This window comes from Sulfurimonas sp. NW7, assembly GCF_051132265.1.
Classification (GTDB): Bacteria; Campylobacterota; Campylobacteria; order Campylobacterales; family Sulfurimonadaceae; genus Sulfurimonas; species Sulfurimonas hydrogeniphila.
The window spans coordinates 983616-1003867 of sequence record NZ_CP093235.1 but is presented as its reverse complement, the minus strand read 5'-3'; the positions used below and the strand labels follow the sequence as shown (position 1 = coordinate 1003867).

Here is a 20252-nt window from a genome sequence, read left to right as displayed (position 1 = left end):
AATTTTTTTATGTTAAAATTTCACAATAGATTTATAAGAAGGTGTAGAAATGGCAGATGAAAATATGAACAATCAGAGGGGAGAATTGATTATACTTTAAACCGAACTCATGTTAAGTACACAAGTTATGTCTTTTTAAACCCCTTGTTTTAGGAATTTATTAAAGGTTGAAAAGTTTAAGTTTGCTTATCACGCAAGTCAGGAGCAATTTGTGAGAATTTATAAAAAGTTATAATGTGCAACCACTTTCTTGATTTTAGTGGCATTATAAGTTATTACTTTAGATGATTTACGATCAATTTCAAGGCTTTTAAACCAATTTTTACACCAGGAAATATACTATTCAACCCTTCTCCCACAATTTCCTCTAGAATTTTATTCGTAATTTCACCTTTTGTATCTTGGAAAATTTCATTAATTTGTTCATCATTTAATTTATCTCTTTTCCCCCATACAATAAAATATAAAAGCATTGCTTTTTCTTCATCAATATCTTCTTCAATCTTTATTTTATGTATTACATTTACATGTTTTTCTCTTTTTGTATCATCTAGCCACTCTTCTATAGTGTTTTTATCAAAATGATCTATATGCTTTTGAAATACCGAATGTAATAATATATCAGTATTTAGTCCCATAAAAATTCTTTTTATATATTTCTCATCATCAAAGAAAACAAGGTTGAAAAACTTGTCACATTCTTCAATATCTAAATTCTTAATAGGTCTCCATGAAACATCTTTTAATTTTGTATTGGAAATAATAAACGAGTGGACAGTGACATCTTCACCCCATTCTTTTTCAATTTTTTTAACTTCATAAGGAGCTTCACAAACTTTCCATTCTGTTTCAGAGTTTCTGATTCCTTTGGGATCACAGAAAATAAGATGTTCTTTTTCTTCATTATCTTTATACCAAATAATAAAATCAGGATAGAAAACACCATCTTCTGTGTTTGAAACAATACCTATATTACCGTTGGATTTATTTCTTAAAATAATTGCATTTAATGTATTCTCTTTAATATATTCCTGTAGGTCACAAAGAAATTTAAATTCATATTGATTAAGTTTATCAGGCGTAATTTTAACAGATTCTATATTTTTAAAATATGCATCATAACAATCTACAATATTTGTCATGTTTTGTGTTAATTCTGGATAGCCGCATAATTGAAAGGTATCATATAATTCTTTGGTATTAGAAGCAGGATCAATTGCTAAAGGCTGATAATAATGACTTAAAACCTTTTTCGTAAATACTTTATAGTTATCATCTTTTTCTAATCTTTCTCTAACTTCTTCAATTTTCCCCTGTTCATCAAGTGTAAATTTAATATTATACTCTAAGGTATAATCATCAGAGGTCACTATTTTGTCAAATTTATATTTATGACTATTTTCCAGGTATTTTATTTTATTTATTATTTTAGAAATAAGCGTATTGGCAATCTTAATTAGTAACTTTTGTATCTGTATGGGAGTGATAATTTTAGCATCATACATTACTTCTATTTTTTTATTCTGAAGCAATTCAATAATGTAATCAATATCTATATTTTTAAAAATAATACTATTTTTTTGTTCTTTCTTTTCAAATAAACTTTGAAAATAAGCTTTATCAAGAAAAGGTAAAAGATCTTTAAAATCATCATATCTAAGAGTTACCTCTTTTTCTATGTGCAAATTAAGCCTTATAGGTAGATCAATTGAAGTGCTTTTTTTATTTTTATCTATCTCATACTCTACTAAAAGTTCATTACCCTTAATATTAACATCACAAATAATCTCATTTTCTACATCCAAAAATGTTTTATCAACATAGAAAACAGGTAACTTTTTCTCTTTATTGGTTACCTCTATTTTTTTAATGAAAGATATATTTTTTTTGTATATATCCGTATCTTCTTCTATAAACTTACTGAGATATGTACTTCTAAGACTATAAATAAATAAAGTCTCAAGATACTTAAGTTGTTCATACTTTTCCTCAGAAGTGTTACATCGCTTAGAATACTCTAAAAAAGTATGCTTCTCTCCATTTGTCTCATCAACATAATTATACTCTTGTCTTTTTCCGTCTTTATCTATGCCTTTTAGTCTTACCCCTCGTCCAAACATTTGTATGATAGTCGATCCGCTACCTGTTCCAAAGTTGATAAGACATATTTGTGAAGCCCTAAAACTGTTCCACCCAGCACTAAACTTTCTACTTCCTATCAATATATTGATTGGGCTTGTTGAAAAATCTATATTCTTAAAAAGATAATTCTCATTCGTAAATTTTACTGTTTTTGAAATAATCTTATTTTCAGATACCAGCTTTTGTATATTGCTGTTTTCTAAAAACTTTTTTACATTTCCTACTGTTATCAGTCCAAAAGGGGAAGAATCTTCACCATATGTTAGCAGTATTTCGCCATCGCTTGAACTATTTTGAAGTAGATGCAAAACACCGCTATCTGCATTAAAAACATCATTGTATTCTTTTAAATTTTTTAGCTCTGCAAAATAACCTATGATTTTTGCTATATCACTATTCTCCGGATTTTCCGATTTGTCTTCATTGCTTGCAGATACTGTATTGCCCGCCATAATTAACAACGGTCTATCTTCAAATTGTTTCTCTTTTTTTGTTATTTGATTATACTTTTCAAAGGCTTGTAGTTTTTGATGAAACTCTTCTATATTGGTATCAAGATTTCTCTTTATATCTTTATTTTCATCTTCGGCAATAGCATCTTTTTTTACTACACCAAATTTAAAATCTTTTCCATATCTATCATTATAAAATTTTCCATAATCATATTCAAAGACTATTCTCTGTGCATATTCATCGATTTGTACTTTATTTTTTACATCATAAAAAGTTGCACTATACTCAAACATAAAGCTATTAGAGCTATTTTGTGTTAAATCATCTCGTAACTTAACAAATGCACCTTTTTCAGAAGTTCCTAGTCCGATATGAGCTTCATCCACAAGCAAAAGTCTGTATTGTGACTCTCCTACTATCTCATGTGATTCGTTTTCATATCTACTTATAAGTCCCTGTGTTGTTTCTATCTTGTAGTTAAATTTAAAATCTCTAAAAAATGGATCGGTAAAGAATTCTCCCATTTCACTTTGAAGCTGACCAATAAGCTCTTTTAGAGGAGAGGTAATAATAACTTCTATTTCAGATGGATTTTTATCTCTGATGTATTCAAAATAGTCAAGGATATTGGCTTTCATGATAACTGTCTTACCGCTTCCTGTTGCCATCCAGTATGTTAGCTTATTGTTTTCATTCCCATCTATGAGATACTTTTTTTCAAAGTAGTATTTTGTAAAATACAGTGCCATTCGCTGATAATACCTCAGAGATACATCTAATTTTTCTTCTCTATCTTCAAAATCATACTCTATGTCATTTTTTGGAAGATACTTAAAATACTCTCCACTTTCAACATCTTCTTTGAACTCATCATCAGGCATTTGCAAAGTGTTGTAAAGATTACTATCTATACCATCACAAATATCTCTAAATAGAATTAAGTCACTACTCTTCATCTATTTACCCTTAAATGTTTCTGCAATGATATGTTCACTATTGTGTGTCAATACATTTGTATAAACTTTATGATAATTATCTACAACAGATGCTACTTTATTTTTTGCCTTTTTTTCATCGTTAGATAACACAACAGCACAATCTTTCTCATACTTGTCTTTACAGGTAGCAAACAATACTTCATTTTCAAATTTAACTGTTTGAAGCTCTAATCCTTCATGGAATAGCAATGAGGCAAATATATCAAATTTACTATCTTTTGAGAATGGATTTTTCAGTTCATTTTCCATTCTAAAGTTTATTTGATTTTTATCTGGCTCATAAATATAACCAAAATCTATTTTTGAGTAATCAATTCCATCTACTACTTCAAGATTATCTATGATGTCATCATACTGTTCAAGCTCTATATACTGAAATATACCTTTTTCTCTTTGAGATGCAATACCACCACTATTACCAAACATAGTATGTTTAAGTCGTTTTAACATTTTTGTTTCAAAATAGTCATTCATTTCAACAGAAATAAATTTTTTATTCATTTTATAGGCTACTGCAGCCGTTGTACCACTCCCCCCAAAGAAATCTAATATAGTTTCTTCTTCATCTTTTTCTATTGATAAGTCAATAACCCTCGCGAGCAACCTTTCTGGTTTTTTTCCACTTTTTAGTTCAACATTGCCTTCTTTCGCTATGCCATCCCATTTTATATCAGTCCATACATCAGATATAACTTCTGATATTTCAGGCTTACCATCTATATTTTTAATTTTATTTTTTAGAAAAGTAATAACTCTACCTTTTAGAAAATAAATATCATCTCCATTCTCTCTTTTATAGATGTAAACATTTTCTTTATCTTTATGTGATTTTCTCTTTATCTTTTTGATTGCATCGGTTGGTTTGTGTATATCCTTAAATGCCACTACTGCATTACTATGTTTTAATGCAAATTGTATTTGGAATTTTTCTCTATCATCTTTCCATGATTCACCAAGTTTCTTTTTGGCTTCTTGCCATGTTTTTACATCAATACTATCAAAAAACAATTCTGACAATGAAACAAACTCCCACTTCTCATGGCTACTCTCTATATTTTTAATATATGTTCCATAATCATCTGTATATTTAGCTTTAACATAAATTTTAACTACTGAATCTTCTAGTTTCTTTTCATTATTTCCAAAAATAGTTAAATATTCTTTGGTTGTGATCGGTGCTAAATTTATTGACTTGAAGCCAGCCGTTGTTGACCTTTTTACAACAACATTTTGAATAAGACTATTTATAAAAATATTTTCTTGTAGTATTAAGAGATTTAATATTTCGTTATCATCAATGCTTGTAAAGATAGCTGCATTATCCTTCATGATTTTTTTAGTAATATCAAGTCGATCACTCATCATACTAAGCCATGAAGCACGCTTAAAGCTATCTTTATACACAAACCCATCATTACCTGTGTTATAGGGCGGATCTATGTAGACACATTTTATTTTTCCATCGCCTTTTTTATCTGTATATTTAGGCTCCAAAAATCTAAGTGCTTGGAAATTCTCACTTTTTATAAGAAGTCCGCTGAGTTCTTCTTCTATATTCTCAAATTGAGATAAAACCCTATACTTAAACTCTAAATCAAAATGCTTTGTATCTACGGGGTAGCTATAGCTTTGCAGTTCTATGATGTTTGGTTTCTCATTTTTCTTTGTAATTCCCAAACTTTCCCATTCATCAAGCTGACCTCTATTTTTAAGTATCTTTTCAAGCAGTTCTGTATTTTCAATTTTATTACTACTGATAACATAATGGCTTGTTTTAACCATCTTTCTTTTTTCCCAAAGATACTTTTGAAATTCCTCTATACTAGAGAGTAACTCGATAAAGACATTTGCTTGATTTTTAAATACTCTGGCAAATGTAGCTATCTTCTTAGCAGATTCATCCATAAGTAGTATTGCATCGGTATCGGCAAATATGTAGTTTTTTATAAACTTATCAAGCTCAACACTCAAAAACCTTTTGAGGTTTTTATGTATGAAGTAGTCACTGTCTACTCCGGCATAAAACATATTGATACCACGGTCTAAACGATAAAAGAAATTAAGAGTATCATCTTTAGCATAGAGCACTTCCAAATCTTTTTTATCTTCTATCTCAAATTTTTCTTTTTTGTCCAACCCCAAATATGCTTTAGCTGATGTTTTATTATAGAGTTTAGAAGCATAATCTTTTTTAGATAACATCAATTTAGATACTTTTGATTTGAGCTGTGTCTTATCCTCTTCTCCACTTAGTTCACTTTTGAAAATATTAGCAGCACTTTTGAGATTACCTTCTTTATCTTTTTTTGTATCTATGATATATCTTGTCAACTCTTCTTGATTTATCAACTCTTTAAATGTCTTAATAGCTTTTGCTTGATTTTCATCTAGTAGCGAAGCAGTAATTTTCTTCTCTTCAAAAGGTAAGCTTTCAAGATACTCTCTTATCTTTTTATCTTGATACATATCATCATAATTCAAATTATCAATCTTTTGTTTTATCACACTAAGTAGGAGTAAGTAAATAGTATGTTTAGGCGTGGCATGGTCAGAGATATTAAAATTAAGTGTTAAATCATTTCCATTTTTTGCAATAGAAACAAGTCTATATTGTTTAATCTTTTTATCATCCTTTATATCTTCATCTTTTTCCACAATATTGGTATGAATAACATAAGAGTTGCCTTCAAATTCGAGATTTAAAGAAACACTATTTAAAAATTTATTCGATTTGATATAATAACTATCTTTTGTCTTCCATGTAAAAAGCGTTTCTTCACCTTTATACTCTGTGCTATGTGATGTTTCATTTGTACATCTCTCTTGTTCTTCTAAAAGATACTCTGATGTGGCTACACTTATTCATACTCAGAACATTTAGCAATTCTGAGATCAAATATCAGTATGAGTAAGGAAAAAGAGAAGATGAGAAACAGTAAATATACAAGAGAGTTTAGAGATTCCAGTGTGCAGTTAGTTTTAAATTCAGAAGAGTCAACAGCAAAGATTGCTAGGGACTTGGATGTTAATGAAAAAACGCTTTATAATTGGGTTAGAGAGTATAAAAAAGCCAATAATATTCCCATAGCACCAAGAGGTGGGTTTACAAGAAGCAACAGCATTAAAGAAACCGCAGAAGAGGAAAATAAACGCCTGCGTGCAGAGAACAAACTCCTCAAGCAGGAACGTGACATATTAAAAAAGGCAACCGCGTATTTCGCAAAAGAAACTCTGTAAAATACGCATGGATACAAGAACACTCAAACGAGTTTCAAATAGCAGTGATGTGTAGAATACTTCAAGTCGATAAAGCAAGTTATTACCACTGGATAAAGCAAGGATGCCAGATGCAACAGATAGATAAAAAACTTAATGAACTCATTGAAATTATCTTTATGCAGGGAAGAGAGAACTACGGTACCCGACGAATTAAAGATAAACTGGTACAAAGGTATGGATTTGTTGTTTCTCGTCGTCGCATAGGGCGTATAATGTGTGAGCTGGGACTTGTTGCAAAGACGAAAAAACGCTATAGAATCAATACAACAAACTCCAATCATAATCTACCAGTTGCACCGAATATTTTAAACAGAGATTTTTATGCTTCTTATCCTGATGAGAAATATGTTGGAGATATAACTTATATTCCAACAAATGAAGGCTGGCTATATTTAGCGACTGTAATGGATTTATACTCCCGTCGCATTGTTGGTTGGTCAATGGATGACACGATGAAAGTATCACTTGTAAATGATGCCTTAAATATGGCACTCACTGCAAGAAAACCAGCAAAAGGTTTGATTTGGCATACTGATCGAGGTAGTCAATATGTTTCATACTCTCACAAGGATTTATTACAACAACATGGCATAATTCAGAGTATGTCACGCAAAGGGAACTGTTGGGATAACGCGGTGGCAGAAAGCTTTTTTCATACACTAAAAACAGAACTCATTTATCATGAGATTTTCGAGACAAAAGCACAAGCTAATCAGGCTATATTCGAGTATATCGAAGTTTATTATAACCGACAGAGAATGCACTCTGCAAATGGAAATCTATCACCTGTCGAGTTTGAAGAAAAAATGATGTTACAAGTTGAAACAGCAGCTTAGAATCTTTATGGATAAGTATGAAATAGGGTTGACACATCACTCTTCATATTTGTAAGGAACTGTATAAGATCTAAAACTTCTTGGCGTATAGCCAAAATCCCCTTTTTCATAATAGAGATTGAAAAATTGGTATAAATATTCATAAACTTTTGTAGAATCATACTTATCTTCAGACACCAATGCAGATAACTCCGATAACAAAGCTTCTTTATCGCCATATCCAAACTCTTCTATCGCATCTCTCAGTTCATCTAAAGAGTCTATCGATAACTCTTTTGCTTTTTTAGGAGGAATATATTCGACTATCTTATTTTTTAATTCTTCAAAATCTTCTTCATTTGTATCGGATAATTCTTTTTCAATAGTAGAAACAATAGTGTCAAGACTTTTTGTTATAAAATCTTCTTTTTGTCTGAATATTTTATAAATACCGAAATTCAATTCGCTCTTATTAAACCAAAATATATCATTTAAAATAAATTCTTTAAATTTTTCTTGCATTATTTACAAATCCTCATTTATATTTTCTTCCCACATTTTAACCACTTTAACAATTCCATCATCATCTAAAAGATTTCAAATACTTAATAGTACTTTCATAGCAAGAGATTCATTCGTGCCTCTTGTATATTTCGTATAGGTTCATGGTGAAATACCTAGTTTTTTTGGCATGTTGCTTTGAGATATTTTTTTCATCTCTTTTGCTTCAATAAGGCTATGTGTCTTATTTATTATATTTTTTAATTACATATCTACATCCTACTACAAAACAACTTTTATATACATTAATATGTTTTATTTAAGCTTCATCTTATATAGATCCGACATTCCGCAGTAAAAAAATTAACAATCCAAAAAGTCCCTATTTTAGGGAATTCAATAAAGTCTAAATCTTCTTTTTATATAAAATAAAAACGGTTAATGTGAATTTTTCAGCTCAAAGAGTCCCTAAAATAAACACCTCACAAAAAATAAAAAAATTTACTGCGGAATGACGGATAGATTTATGTGTAATTATTACATATATAAACAAAAGATTCCTAAATGGCACAACATTTCCTCTTAAGCGCAAAATCAAGAACAATATTAGAAGCAGAAATTGTAAGAATGATTGAGGATGTAAAAATGGTGCATGGCACAATTTTATATTACAGAAGTAATACGAAGTGAAAAAAATAGTCAAATTTCTCCTTGAGATGTAATTTTAGTTTTATAATACTCTCTCACATATTTAAGAGGATATGGTAAAACAGTAAAATCTCCATTTTTTACAAAATACTCATCTAACATTGGTAAAATGGTGTTGAGGAGATTTTTTCCTTTATAGGCATAAACTTCTCGTAAGGGACTTGCTTTTTCAATGCTTTCTGGAATGTTACTCAATCTGCCTACATAGTATTTGGACTCCTCTTCGCTGTATCGGATCCCTACTAACGATTCTATACAGTGTCTGTTCTCTTTTTTACCTTTGAGACTTACTATTAACTTTTTGCTGGTAAATTTTTCAAGAGCTTCTTTAAAAGCGTTATTATTTTTACCCAAGTGTAGTGCTGTTAATAACACTTCACCACTTACTGGATCTTTGAGTTTTTCCATCTCTTGTAAAAGCTTTTCTTTTAAATCTGCTTTTTCATCTGCATAAACATTGTCCCAAATCTCTATAATCTTTTTGTAATGTAAATATTTTGGTTGATTATGCTCTTGAAGCAATCGCCCAATCTCTTGAATTTTTGGTAAAGGAAACTCTTTGCTTTTTACGACATACCCTATATCATCTTCACTAAATAGTATCGCTTCCAAATCTCTATTGTTATTCCTAGAGTAAAAAGCGATCTCCATGCAAATGGCTTGTTCTTCATTAGAAAGCTCGGCATACTCTATATGTTGTCCCTCTATAATCGCTTTGTAAAATTGATAGTTACTTTTACCTTTTTCATCTTTGATTTTATGTGGATAGATAGCTGTTATTTGATTTGTCAGCTTATTGTATGGCATTAAAAGGGTTTGATTGGCTATCTCGTGTTTAATGACAAGCTCTTTTAATAATACATAAAGTAATTTAGTGTTTTTTATAACTTTTTTTAGCGTTTCAATGGTAATATTTTGAACTATGCTCTTTTTATCTTGATGAAGAAGAGTATAGGGGTCATCTATTTTTTTACTCTTATAATAATCTTCATCGTATGTGATAGTAAGGTTGTAGCTGTTTTTTTGGATTTGATGAGAGATGTTTACATGTAACGAATTTCCCATATAGTTTGCTATTTGTGCTTGTAGTTCTTCTATCTCTTTTGTTAGGTCTTTATCGGTGTAATTTACAATATAGATCGATTTTAGCATTGCTATGGCTTGTTTTACTTGATCTTCTAACTTCTGCTTTCTGTCTTTTTCATCGCTACCGTTGGCATAAAGTTTTGTATTTATCGTATGAAAATCGATTGTTACTATCTCGCCAAAACATCTTTGCATCTCTTTGAGATATTGTATGAGAACATAGACTTTACTGTTTTGAATCAAATCTTTTTTACTGTTTTTCATAAGCCCTAAAAATCTATATGAAGATTTTTTATTGCGGTAGTTGCCTTTTTTATAGAGTCCTTCTTCATCAAACGCCTTAATAAGTTTGTTTTCATAAATTTTATACCCATCTTTTTTCTCTTTAGATTTTATAAAAGTTGTTGCTCTTAAAGAGAGAAACATATCTCTGTCAATAGAGATATTTATCGCTAAAAGTTTACTAGATTGCACATCAACAAGATAGTAAAGCCCATACACATCATTTTCTATCTCAAAATAAGCTGACTCCTTTGCCAAAAGAGAGTTTAACAATCGAAGCAAAATATACTCTTTTTCTCTTTGTATCTCTGTGTAATGTAACTCTGTCATTGCATAGCTATCAGCATACTTTCTGACCAATCCACTTTCACGAAGCACAACCAGTGTATATTTTCCATCGACTGCGTGAGCTAAGGGCTTTATATTTTTTCTCATTTGGGAGTAAAATAGCTGATACTCTTTTGCATTTTTACTGCTGTTGCGAATTTTATATATGTGGTATCTCTCTAAGAGTTTTCCATAGTTTATTTTTACACTAATCTTATTTGTTATTGTCTCAAGTCTCATTTGATAAAATCCTTTATGTATTGCATCATTTGTTTATCTACAATAGGGGTTTTTCTGTTTGTAATATCGATTAAAAAAGGGACTATCATAATATTTTTATCTACAAAAGGCTTTCTGCTTTTGCCTGCTGGTATCTCTGCAAAAATATTGATAATAAGTGCTTTATTGGCATCCATATTGGCAAGTTTTACTGCTGCTTTATCTCGTAGCTCTTTTTGTGTGTATGTTTCTATGGTTTGTTGGGAGTAGTATTTAAAATCAAAATAACAACTATCATCTTCTAGTTTATAATCAAATCGTTCATACTCATCACCATTATTTACATTAAAACTATGCAGATCTACACCACACTCTTTTTCAACCAGATATTTTCCAATAACTTCCCCCAATGCACCTTTGTAGAGATTGTTAAAGGCGATAGGGATCATTAGATGATCATACTTAAACTCTAAGCAAATATTATTTTGTTTAACACACTCTTGAAGCTCTTGAGTATTTGCAATAACATCAAGCATTACGCTCTCTGGAGAGACCTTTGTTTTTTTAAAACTATCTTCAAAATATATTTTAACTTCTCCATAATCATCTTTTTGTTCATAGTAGTAATATTTATTGTTCCTATATTTTTTTGGCATTTTTGAGTAGCAAAAATCAAACTCTATGGCATCTGTATTTACTGTTGGATTTTGGAGTAAATATTTTCTTGTTTCTTCCCACTGTTGAACAGTATGACTATTAACATTTTTTTCATTCCCATAAAAAACATGTAACATATAGTTGATTTTTTGCCTTGTTCTGATATTTCGTTCTTGAAATCTGTTTATGCTCTCTTGTACTCCCCTACTCTCTTCATCATTCATTTCAATCTTAAGATTATTTGTATAATCTATAAGTTTTTTTACTGCAGGGAGTAAAGTTTGATTTGTTGTATCGAAATTTTTTACAGAATGAAGAATTTCACTATCTAAATAGATAAACATTTTTGAACTGTCTTTATCGGTACGATACAATCTCCCAATCGCCTGAATAATAGTAGTCATAATACTGTTGTGGCTATCATTTAATTTTAAATATGACATCATGCTTGGCATTTTGTTTAAAATATTTTTTAGATACCTTCTATACTCTGAAACTGGAAAATATCCTTTATAAAAAAGTGATTCAACTTCAAATATAGCTCTCACCTGTTTTTCTTTTGCACTTCCATATTGATCATCTTCAAAACCTCTTTGAGTAAAAGCTGTTGGTTTATCTAAATAAATTGCATCATAGTCTTTTTTTATACCATCTCTTTCATATTCTAAATTTGCTCCAATACCTATGGTTTGGTATGTGCTAATAATAAAAACTTTTGATTTTTTCTCTATTTCCTTATCAAACATCTCTTGATATTTCTCTTTATTGTTATCCTCAGAGTTATATATGTAAAACAATCTATGTTCATGCACTAATTCGCCTATAAAATCACCATGAAGCTCCCGTTCTAAAAGTTTTAATTGATCTATCCATTGTTGAATTTTTGGATTAAAAATCTCATAATTTTCTTTCATCATGATATAGATCCACTTTGCAAGATTCTCTGGACTAAATATGAGTTCTTCTTGTTTTAAAAAGGCAGGAAGCAAACACATAAAACTCTCAATTTCATCATGAAGTAAAAACTCTCTATACGCATCAACTATTCGCATTAGTCTTAAAAATTGAAACTTATCTGAATCTTTTTGCAACATCGGCTCAATTACATCATATAATGAGAAAATACCACCGAAATACTCCTTAACAATTTCAGATGCATTTTCTTTTATATGAATATGCTTTATCTCTATTTGCCTATTTTTTTGATTTTTTGCCTCAATATACAAAGAGTCCATTGCATCTAATTCCTCTTTGTCTGGGATTATAAAATTTACTTTTGATGCCAAATAAGATAGGTCAAAATTTCTCATAAGTGTATTAATAGCAGCTGTTGCTGAAATACCGACAACAAAGAGATGATTGCACAAATTTTTCATAAAGTTTTCTGGGCTATCGTTGAGTTCAAAAAACTCAAAATTATTTGTTTTTGAATCTCTATCCATTTGTGAAATATTAACAATTTTAAAGCCATCTTCATAAAGTTCAGCCCTTGATGATTTAAAACCTTTTTGTGTCTCATACAAACCATTCACGATGACATCTTGTAAATACTTATAGTGCCTATCCTCGATTGTGTAACCAAACTCTTTGATAATATCATTGACAACTCTCTGAATTATCTCAACATTTGTTTTTTTCTCATAAAGAGGTATATTGTTATTTTTTTGTTGTTGATAAATAAAACTGACTTCTGCCTTTACAGCACTTCGCATCATTCCAATAAAACGACGCAAAAAACGACTAACATCCCTCAATAAGTTTGCAAATGAAAGATCCCCCTCCTTTGCAATAATATTTATATGGGTTGATTGATTCTTTTTTGTATCTATCTTTGTTGCGTTATCTTTTCCATACACGATATTTGAGAGTGTGGAATCCATTAAGATAGATTCATTTTGCATCTCATTTTCAAATTTATATTTAAAGCCATACTGAATTGAATATTTGTCATATATATCTTCACTCGTCTGTTTAACTTCTTGATAAGCAGTTTCATCAATTTTATACTTTTTATGAAACTGTTTGGTTTTGAATGTGCTTACAATACTTTTAAATAGGTCTAAAAATTCATAGGAACTTTTTACCTTATCTTGTATAATTGTTTCTAATAAAATCTTTTTTTGTGCATCAAATTCATCAAAAAAAAGCACACAGTTTTTGAAGTGTTTGTGTGTGTAAAGAGTATAATTTCCATCAAGACCAAACATTGGATAGTAGAGCTTGTGTGTTGTCATAAATATAGCTTTATACTCATGCAATTTTACACTAGAATATAAAAGACCCACTTCATATAAAAACTGTTCTTTATCTTTGATTTCATCAAACTTATAGTATCGATATATCTCTTTTTTTAATGCTCTGTTATTAGATTCAACAGCATCTCGAATCGATTTTTCTCTTTTTAAATCAGGCGATTTTTTGATTAACTCAATACTATCTTGCAATGAGTTGAATTCTTTAAAGTTTGGTAAAATTTTAAAATCTTTTATCTTTTGTGTATGATCTATAAAAGCATCAACGATTGACTCAAAATTATTTTTAAGCATAATTACCTTGGATTTATCTTCATCATTTAAAATTTTTACAAGCTTGTTGTAGCTATCTTGTAAATTATGTTTTGTATTTACAGTATAAATAACTGTAGTATTACTCTCTTTTTCAACACTTTCTTTCATGTATTGGATGGTGGCATGTGTCTTTCCACTGCCTGTTTGTAAAGGAAAAAGAAATAATCCATGTTTATCACTCTTGTTTTGGGGAATATACTTATAAAGCAAACTCTTTGCATATTCTGTTGTAGGGTATTTGTTGTTACTGTTCATCATGCCTCCTCATAATTTTTTAACAAAACATCCATATTTTTTTGAATTATTCTATAAACTTTTTGTGCAAGGTTTGGATTGTTTTCAATACAAATATATGGCATCCACTGTTGCACCAGTTTAATAACCTCTTGCAAGTTGTTATAGTACATCTTCATTACAACCGCTCCATCAGCTTCTTCTAAAATAAAATCATATTGCTCTTTGCTAAATTGTCGCTCTCTTTTAAAATAATTGGCTGCACTTGCCGTGAGTTTTAATGTAACAAACTTCTCCTTTGTAATCATTCCATAGGCATTCCCAATACCCTCTATAAAAAATTTTTCACCCTTTAACCACTCTACGGGAGTGATGTTGTGCATACTGTTTACTGCAAACGATCTATACTCACCAATATTGTTTTTGTTTTGCTCATCATAGCTTCCATAAAGATAGTAAGAATTTTCCGATGTATTGATTTTATGGGGTTTTATATATTTTATTTCCATAGGCTTTTTATTGCTTATATACTCAACTTTTATGATACAGTTTGAACATATTGCAACTTCCAACATAATAAGCTTTTTAGTCAAAGAAGAGAGTACTTGTGTTGGTATCATTGGCAAAAGAATCTCTTTATTTTCTTTAAGAATATTGCTAATTGTTAAAAAGTCATCTTTTGCAATTTCATTGCTTATACTGTTTTGCAGTAATCTTACTACTAAATTATGGTGAATATACTTGGGTAACAAAGTAGCAAAGCGGTAAGCGGATAATTTTTTATCATATATAATATCTTCTATTTTAGCAATAGTATTTTCAATCGTTTTTGTCGTAACATTGAATTTATTCGCAAAATAGTGTTTGTTTTTTACTCCGCTATAAAGCTCTTCATAAATTGTAGCAATACGCTCTTGCATATATTTTCCCTAACAGATTATTTTAGAAAAATAATAACATATTTTTTCTATTTAATCAACAATATATGGAAATTTATTGACATAATACTTCTATTTTGCTATCATTTTCTTAATAAATCTGCAGGAATATACGATGAAAAAGAAAAAACCACTTAAAATACTTCACACATCTGATTGGCATTTAGGTCAAAAATTTATGGGAAAAAGCAGAGAAGAAGAACACCAAGCATTTCTTAGCTGGCTCTTAGAAACAATAAAAAAACACAACATAGATACACTCATAATTGCAGGAGATATTTTTGATACAGGAACACCTCCAAATTATGCTCTTGAACTCTACTACACTTTCTTTAAAGATTTACAAAAAACACCTTGCACAACAACTATTGTAGTAGCAGGAAACCATGACTCCATTGCAACACTCAATGCACCCAAAGAGGTTCTTAAAATAGTTGATGTACATGTAATCTCCAGTGGAGAGGAGAGTGATGATGAACGCATTATTAAACTTTATGATAATGAGAAAAACCTTGCAGGTGTTGTGTGTGCTGTGCCATTCTTACGAGATGGAGTAATACGAAAAGGACTTGGTGGTCAATCTTATGAAGAAAAAGAGATGGCATTAGTTGTAGGGATGCAAAATTATTACAATAATATTGCTGATTTGGCACAAAATGCTCTTGATGGAAATAGAGATATACCAGTAATCACTACCGGTCATTTTACAACCGTTGGAGGAAAAGTCAGTGATTCTGAAAGAGATTTATATATTGGCAATACTATGAATATTCCAAGTGGCTTTTTAGCTGAGCGTTTTGATTATGTAGCACTTGGTCATCTGCATAAAAGTCAAAAAGTTGGTGACACTTATGAACATGTACGATATAGTGGCTCCCCTATTCCTTTGAGTTTTAGCGAGGCAAATAACCAAAAAAAAGTAACAATTATTACTTTTGAAGGAGTAAAAAGATCTATACAAGAGGTTGATATTCCTCTTTTTAGAAAGCTTTACAGACTTAAAGGATCAAAAGAAGAGATTCTTCAATCTCTTCAAAATATTGGAGATAAAGAGGGATGGGTTGAGATTGAGATTAGCGATGATGATACCTATACTGCCCTCCAAGAGATACAAACATATGCCGATGAGAACAATATTGTAATATTAGCTAAAAAAATAGCACGCTCAAGTGCTTCAGCAAAAAATATAAAAATGCAACTCGTTGATCTTGATACAATTACCCCATTTGAGATATTTCAAAAAAGATTAGAACTTGATGCAATGGATGATGCAAAATTGCGTGATAAATTGATTCAGAGATTTAAAGAGATTGAAGAGGAGATAGTTACAATATGAAAATTTTACGATTAAGATCAAAAAATATCAATTCACTTAAAGGAGAAAATGAGATAGATTTTATCTCTTTTTTAAAAGGCAACTCTTTATTTGCAATTACAGGTGAAACGGGTGCCGGAAAAACAACACTCCTTGATGTGATTAGCTGTGCACTGTATGGACGAACAGCACGACTCTCAAAAGGTGCAGAGGTTCATGAAATTGTCTCTAGAGGAACAGGCGATGCGATGTGTGAAGTGGAGTTTGAAGTCAATCAAAAACTTTACCGCTCAACTTGGACACTTCGCAGAGCAAGAGGAAAGGCTAACGGTAATTTTCAACAAGCAAAAATGGAGCTTATCTCACTTCCTGATGAAAAAATCATTGAGTCAAAAACAAGCAAAGTACCAAAAGAGGTTGAGCAGATTACAGGACTAGATTTTGAGCGTTTTTCACAATCTATGATGTTAGCTCAAGGGGGATTTGATGCATTTTTAAAGGCTGAAGAGAAAGATCGCTCTAAGCTTTTAGAAAAGATTACAGGAACTCGTATATATAGTGAAATTTCTAAAATGGTCCATGAAAAAACAAAAAGTGCAAATGAAAAAATAAACTCACTCAAAACTCAGCTTGAGAGCATAGGATGTCTATCAGAAGATGAAAGAGAAAAACTCGAAAAAGAGCTTGAAGAAAAAAACAACAAAAAGCAAGAGGAAAAAAAGAAAAAAGAGCAACTCCAAGAGGCTTACAACAAAAAGCAAGAATTAATCTCTTTACAAAAGCAGCTAGAAACATATACCAAAGAAAATGCACAAATCCAACAAGAGATAGAACAAAACAAAGATACATTTAAAAAGCTTGAACTTGCGACAAAAGCATTGCATCTAAAAAGTGAATATGAAGAAAAAAACAGATTACAAACTTCTCTTAAAGAGAGTGAAGAAAAATCAAAACAGCTTCACATAGAAATTGAGGAGCTTCAAAAAGAAAAAAATATACTTGAAACTAAAAAGAGAGAGATCACACAAAGCCATACGCAAGGAAAAACAGAGTTTGAGAGGGAGAGTAAGAAAATAGAGCAAGTAAAAGTATTACAGCAAAAACTACAAGAAATAGTTACTCAAATAGAATCAAAAACATCAGATATTGCAAAAAACGAACAAGCAATTACTGATTTAGAAGCTAAGTTACATATACTCTCTCAAAATAAACAAAAAATTGCAAATGAACTTTTAGAATCTGAAAAATTTAAAAATGAACACAACACAGATGCTGCACTCACAGCAGATATAAAAGATCTTTCTACTTTACTTGAAAATTACGAAAAAAGTTCTCAAGAAATTCTCGATATAGAACAAAGTATTGAGAATATGCAAAAAGAGCAAAAAGAGATTCAAAGTAATTTAGATCAGCAAAACAATGCATTTGAAAAATTAAAAAATAGTGTAGATTTGATAGATAAAAACTATCAAGAAGCTAATGATAAGCTTAAGGAACTTGAATCTCAAGAGGAAGACTTCACAAAATCAAGGCAAACCAACAAAGAGATACTTTTGAAGATTGAAGAGCATGCAAACGATACTAAGCTGCTAAAAATAGAAGAAAGCAACCTTCAAAAATACCAAAATGATATCAAATCTCTAAACAAAGAAATAAAGACTCTCAACGATACAATACAACTAAAAGAGGAACATCTCAAAACACTTAAAGAAAAAAAAGAGAATGAAATACTCATTCAAAAATATGAAGAGGACAGAAAAAGACTTCAAAAAGGGGAAGCATGTTATTTATGTGGATCTACAGAGCATCCTTACATTGAACACAGCCTCATATCTGCACTCTCAGATACTGAAAATAAAATTACTACACTTGAAGATGAACTCTCCCAAGAAAAACAGAAATTAAAAAACTTAGAGATGGAGCTGACTAAGATAACAACACTTGAAGAAACTTCAAATCAACAGTATCAAAAAATTAACGACAAAATAACAACACACAATGAATATTTTAAACACCACAATATTACACCTACACAAGAGAGTGAAAAAAATATCAAAAAAGAGCTTGAGGAGATAGAAAAATATTTTTTAGAGTTAGCTGATTTACGCACAAAACAAGATGAGCTGCTTAAAGAAAAAGAGAACCAAAATAAAACTCTACATGAAAAAGAACAATACCTTAATACGCTTACAAACAACGCATCACAACTTGAAATTAATCTCAAAAACAAGCAAGAAAATCTACAAAAACAACAAAATAAACTTAATGAAGATTCTCTAAAATTAAAACAATACTGGGAAAAATATAATCTAAATTTTGATAATGACTCGCTGCAATTAGGATTAAAACAACTTATGCAGCGAAAAAAAGCCTTTGAAGACAATGAGAAACTCATTAAAGAACTCACACAACAATCTACTGACATAGATTTAAAAATCAACACAGGCACAAGTGCTATAGAGAGCAAAAAAGAGCTACTTACTCAACTTCAAAAAGAGCTAAAATCAGCTAAAACGCGAGCGCAGGCAACAAAAGAAGAGATAAAATCTGTTTTAGATGTAGAAGATGTTGAGATTTACTTTACAACACTCAAACAAAAATGGAGTACAATAGAAAAATCTTACAATAGTATAATCAATGATTACAATATAAATAATAATAATCTTGAAAATAAAAATATGTTATTGAAAGATCAAAACGAAGAGCATAAAGAGATACAAAAGAAAAATGAAGAGATAAATAAAATATTTACTCAAAAATTACAAGAGTATGATTTTAAAGATGAAACAGTACTTGTTCAAGCCCTACTTCCAGAAAAAGAACTCGAAGAGTTACAATCACTGCATAATAAAATACAGACCAAACTTACTGAAATAAAAACAAGAAAAAAAGATGCTCATGAAAAACTTACAGAACTTCAAAAAAGTGATATAACAGAAAAATCATTAGATACACTTCAAGAAGATATAAAAAAACATGAGATACTTTATAATGCCCTTCTAGAAGAGATTGGTGGAGTTAAAAACAGACTTGATACAGATACAAAAAATAGAAAAAATCACAAAGAAAAACTTAATGAACTTTCAAAACTACACAAAGATCAAGCAGTTTGGGATAAATTAAATGAATTTATAGGCTCTGCTGATGGAGCAAAATTCGCAAAATTTGCCCAAGGAATTACACTTGATAACCTTGTATATATCGCAAATAAACATTTGGTTTCACTCTCTGATAGGTACTCTATCGTACGATTACAAAAAGAAGCACAACAGCTACAAATTGCAATAATTGACAGGTATCAAGGTGATGAAATACGCCCCTCTAACACACTCTCTGGTGGTGAGAGTTTTTTAGTAAGTCTTTCACTTGCACTTGGATTATCAGAACTTGCAAGTCAAAAAATATCAATTGATTCACTATTTCTTGATGAAGGTTTTGGGACACTTGATACTGAAACACTTGACGTTGCACTTAATGCCCTTAATATGCTTGAAAGTCAAGGAAAAATGATTGGGGTTATATCTCATGTTGAAACTATGAAAGAAAGGATACCATTACAAATCAGAATTCAAAAAAATGGAGGAGGTGAAAGTTGTATAGAAATTATTTCTTAAATAGTTAAAAAAACAGCCTGTTGGAGCATGAGGTTTATAGCATTTTAGTATGCAGTTCCGGGTCTTGAAAGTGATTAATTATATCTAATATTGAGACTTTAAAAGAGAGAACAAAAA

General features: G+C 30.3%; 11 protein-coding genes. 5 read left to right on the top strand and 6 right to left on the bottom strand.

The genetic code is table 11. The features are described from left to right. Positions 1-275 precede the first annotated feature (275 nt). Positions 276-3551 carry a DEAD/DEAH box helicase family protein gene (locus MLC35_RS05235; RefSeq protein WP_434638159.1) on the bottom strand — a complete coding sequence of 1092 codons (3276 nt, stop codon included), beginning with the start codon at positions 3549-3551 and terminating at the stop codon, positions 276-278. Then, positions 3552-6248 carry a DNA methyltransferase gene (locus MLC35_RS05230; RefSeq protein WP_434638157.1) on the bottom strand — a complete coding sequence of 899 codons (2697 nt, stop codon included), beginning with the start codon at positions 6246-6248 and terminating at the stop codon, positions 3552-3554. It abuts the gene before it with no gap. Positions 6249-6518: 270 nt separating this feature from the next. On the opposite strand from MLC35_RS05230, the gene MLC35_RS05225 reads away from it, so the two are divergent. Together MLC35_RS05225 and MLC35_RS05220 are read left to right on the top strand one after the other, a co-directional pair. Next, positions 6519-6830 carry a transposase gene (locus MLC35_RS05225; RefSeq protein WP_434636711.1) on the top strand — a complete coding sequence of 104 codons (312 nt, stop codon included), beginning with the start codon at positions 6519-6521 and terminating at the stop codon, positions 6828-6830. Continuing rightward, positions 6788-7708: an IS3 family transposase gene (locus MLC35_RS05220; protein ID WP_434638296.1), complete on the top strand. Its 921-nt coding sequence runs from the start codon at positions 6788-6790 to the stop codon at positions 7706-7708. Before MLC35_RS05225 ends, MLC35_RS05220 begins: the two co-directional genes overlap by 43 nt. A 36-nt stretch (positions 7709-7744) precedes the next feature. Here the strand turns inward: MLC35_RS05220 and MLC35_RS05215 are convergent, their stop codons facing one another. Next, positions 7745-8209 carry a hypothetical protein gene (locus tag MLC35_RS05215; RefSeq protein ID WP_434638155.1) on the bottom strand — a complete coding sequence of 155 codons (465 nt, stop codon included), beginning with the start codon at positions 8207-8209 and terminating at the stop codon, positions 7745-7747. Positions 8210-8752: 543 nt separating this feature from the next. Between MLC35_RS05215 and MLC35_RS05210 the strand changes: the two genes are divergently transcribed. After that, on the top strand, positions 8753-8878 hold the full coding sequence (locus MLC35_RS05210; protein ID WP_434638153.1) for a hypothetical protein: 126 nt from the start codon (positions 8753-8755) through the stop codon (positions 8876-8878). A gap of 9 nt (positions 8879-8887) precedes the next feature. Here the strand turns inward: MLC35_RS05210 and MLC35_RS05205 are convergent, their stop codons facing one another. From MLC35_RS05205 to MLC35_RS05195, 3 genes are read right to left on the bottom strand one after another with little or no spacing between them, the layout of a single operon-like run. Continuing rightward, positions 8888-10831 carry a hypothetical protein gene (locus MLC35_RS05205; RefSeq protein ID WP_434638151.1) on the bottom strand — a complete coding sequence of 648 codons (1944 nt, stop codon included), beginning with the start codon at positions 10829-10831 and terminating at the stop codon, positions 8888-8890. Continuing rightward, positions 10828-14289, bottom strand: coding sequence for a hypothetical protein (locus MLC35_RS05200; RefSeq protein ID WP_434638149.1), 3462 nt, complete (start codon positions 14287-14289; stop codon positions 10828-10830). Before MLC35_RS05200 ends, MLC35_RS05205 begins: the two co-directional genes overlap by 4 nt. Further along, the gene (locus MLC35_RS05195; RefSeq protein ID WP_434638147.1) at positions 14289-15188 is read right to left on the bottom strand and encodes a WYL domain-containing protein; all 900 of its coding nucleotides are present in this window, start codon (positions 15186-15188) and stop codon (positions 14289-14291) included. Before MLC35_RS05195 ends, MLC35_RS05200 begins: the two co-directional genes overlap by 1 nt. A 133-nt stretch (positions 15189-15321) precedes the next feature. On the opposite strand from MLC35_RS05195, the gene MLC35_RS05190 reads away from it, so the two are divergent. Further along, positions 15322-16542: an exonuclease SbcCD subunit D C-terminal domain-containing protein gene (locus MLC35_RS05190; protein ID WP_434581515.1), complete on the top strand. Its 1221-nt coding sequence runs from the start codon at positions 15322-15324 to the stop codon at positions 16540-16542. Then, positions 16539-20135 (top strand): AAA family ATPase, encoded by a 3597-nt coding sequence (locus tag MLC35_RS05185; RefSeq protein ID WP_434638145.1) that lies wholly within the window; start codon positions 16539-16541, stop codon positions 20133-20135. The genes MLC35_RS05190 and MLC35_RS05185 overlap by 4 nt, the downstream gene beginning before the upstream one ends. The last annotated feature ends 117 nt before the right edge of the window (positions 20136-20252 follow it).

Coding starts and splice junctions, on each gene's coding strand:
- MLC35_RS05200 (WP_434638149.1), bottom strand. CDS start 14,289: ATGAACAGTAACAACAAATACCCTACAACAGAATATGCAAAGAGTTTG.
- MLC35_RS05235 (WP_434638159.1), bottom strand. CDS start 3,551: ATGAAGAGTAGTGACTTAATTCTATTTAGAGATATTTGTGATGGTATA.
- MLC35_RS05205 (WP_434638151.1), bottom strand. CDS start 10,831: ATGAGACTTGAGACAATAACAAATAAGATTAGTGTAAAAATAAACTAT.
- MLC35_RS05190 (WP_434581515.1), top strand. CDS start 15,322: ATGAAAAAGAAAAAACCACTTAAAATACTTCACACATCTGATTGGCAT.
- MLC35_RS05210 (WP_434638153.1), top strand. CDS start 8,753: ATGGCACAACATTTCCTCTTAAGCGCAAAATCAAGAACAATATTAGAA.
- MLC35_RS05215 (WP_434638155.1), bottom strand. CDS start 8,209: ATGCAAGAAAAATTTAAAGAATTTATTTTAAATGATATATTTTGGTTT.
- MLC35_RS05185 (WP_434638145.1), top strand. CDS start 16,539: ATGAAAATTTTACGATTAAGATCAAAAAATATCAATTCACTTAAAGGA.
- MLC35_RS05225 (WP_434636711.1), top strand. CDS start 6,519: ATGAGAAACAGTAAATATACAAGAGAGTTTAGAGATTCCAGTGTGCAG.
- MLC35_RS05195 (WP_434638147.1), bottom strand. CDS start 15,188: ATGCAAGAGCGTATTGCTACAATTTATGAAGAGCTTTATAGCGGAGTA.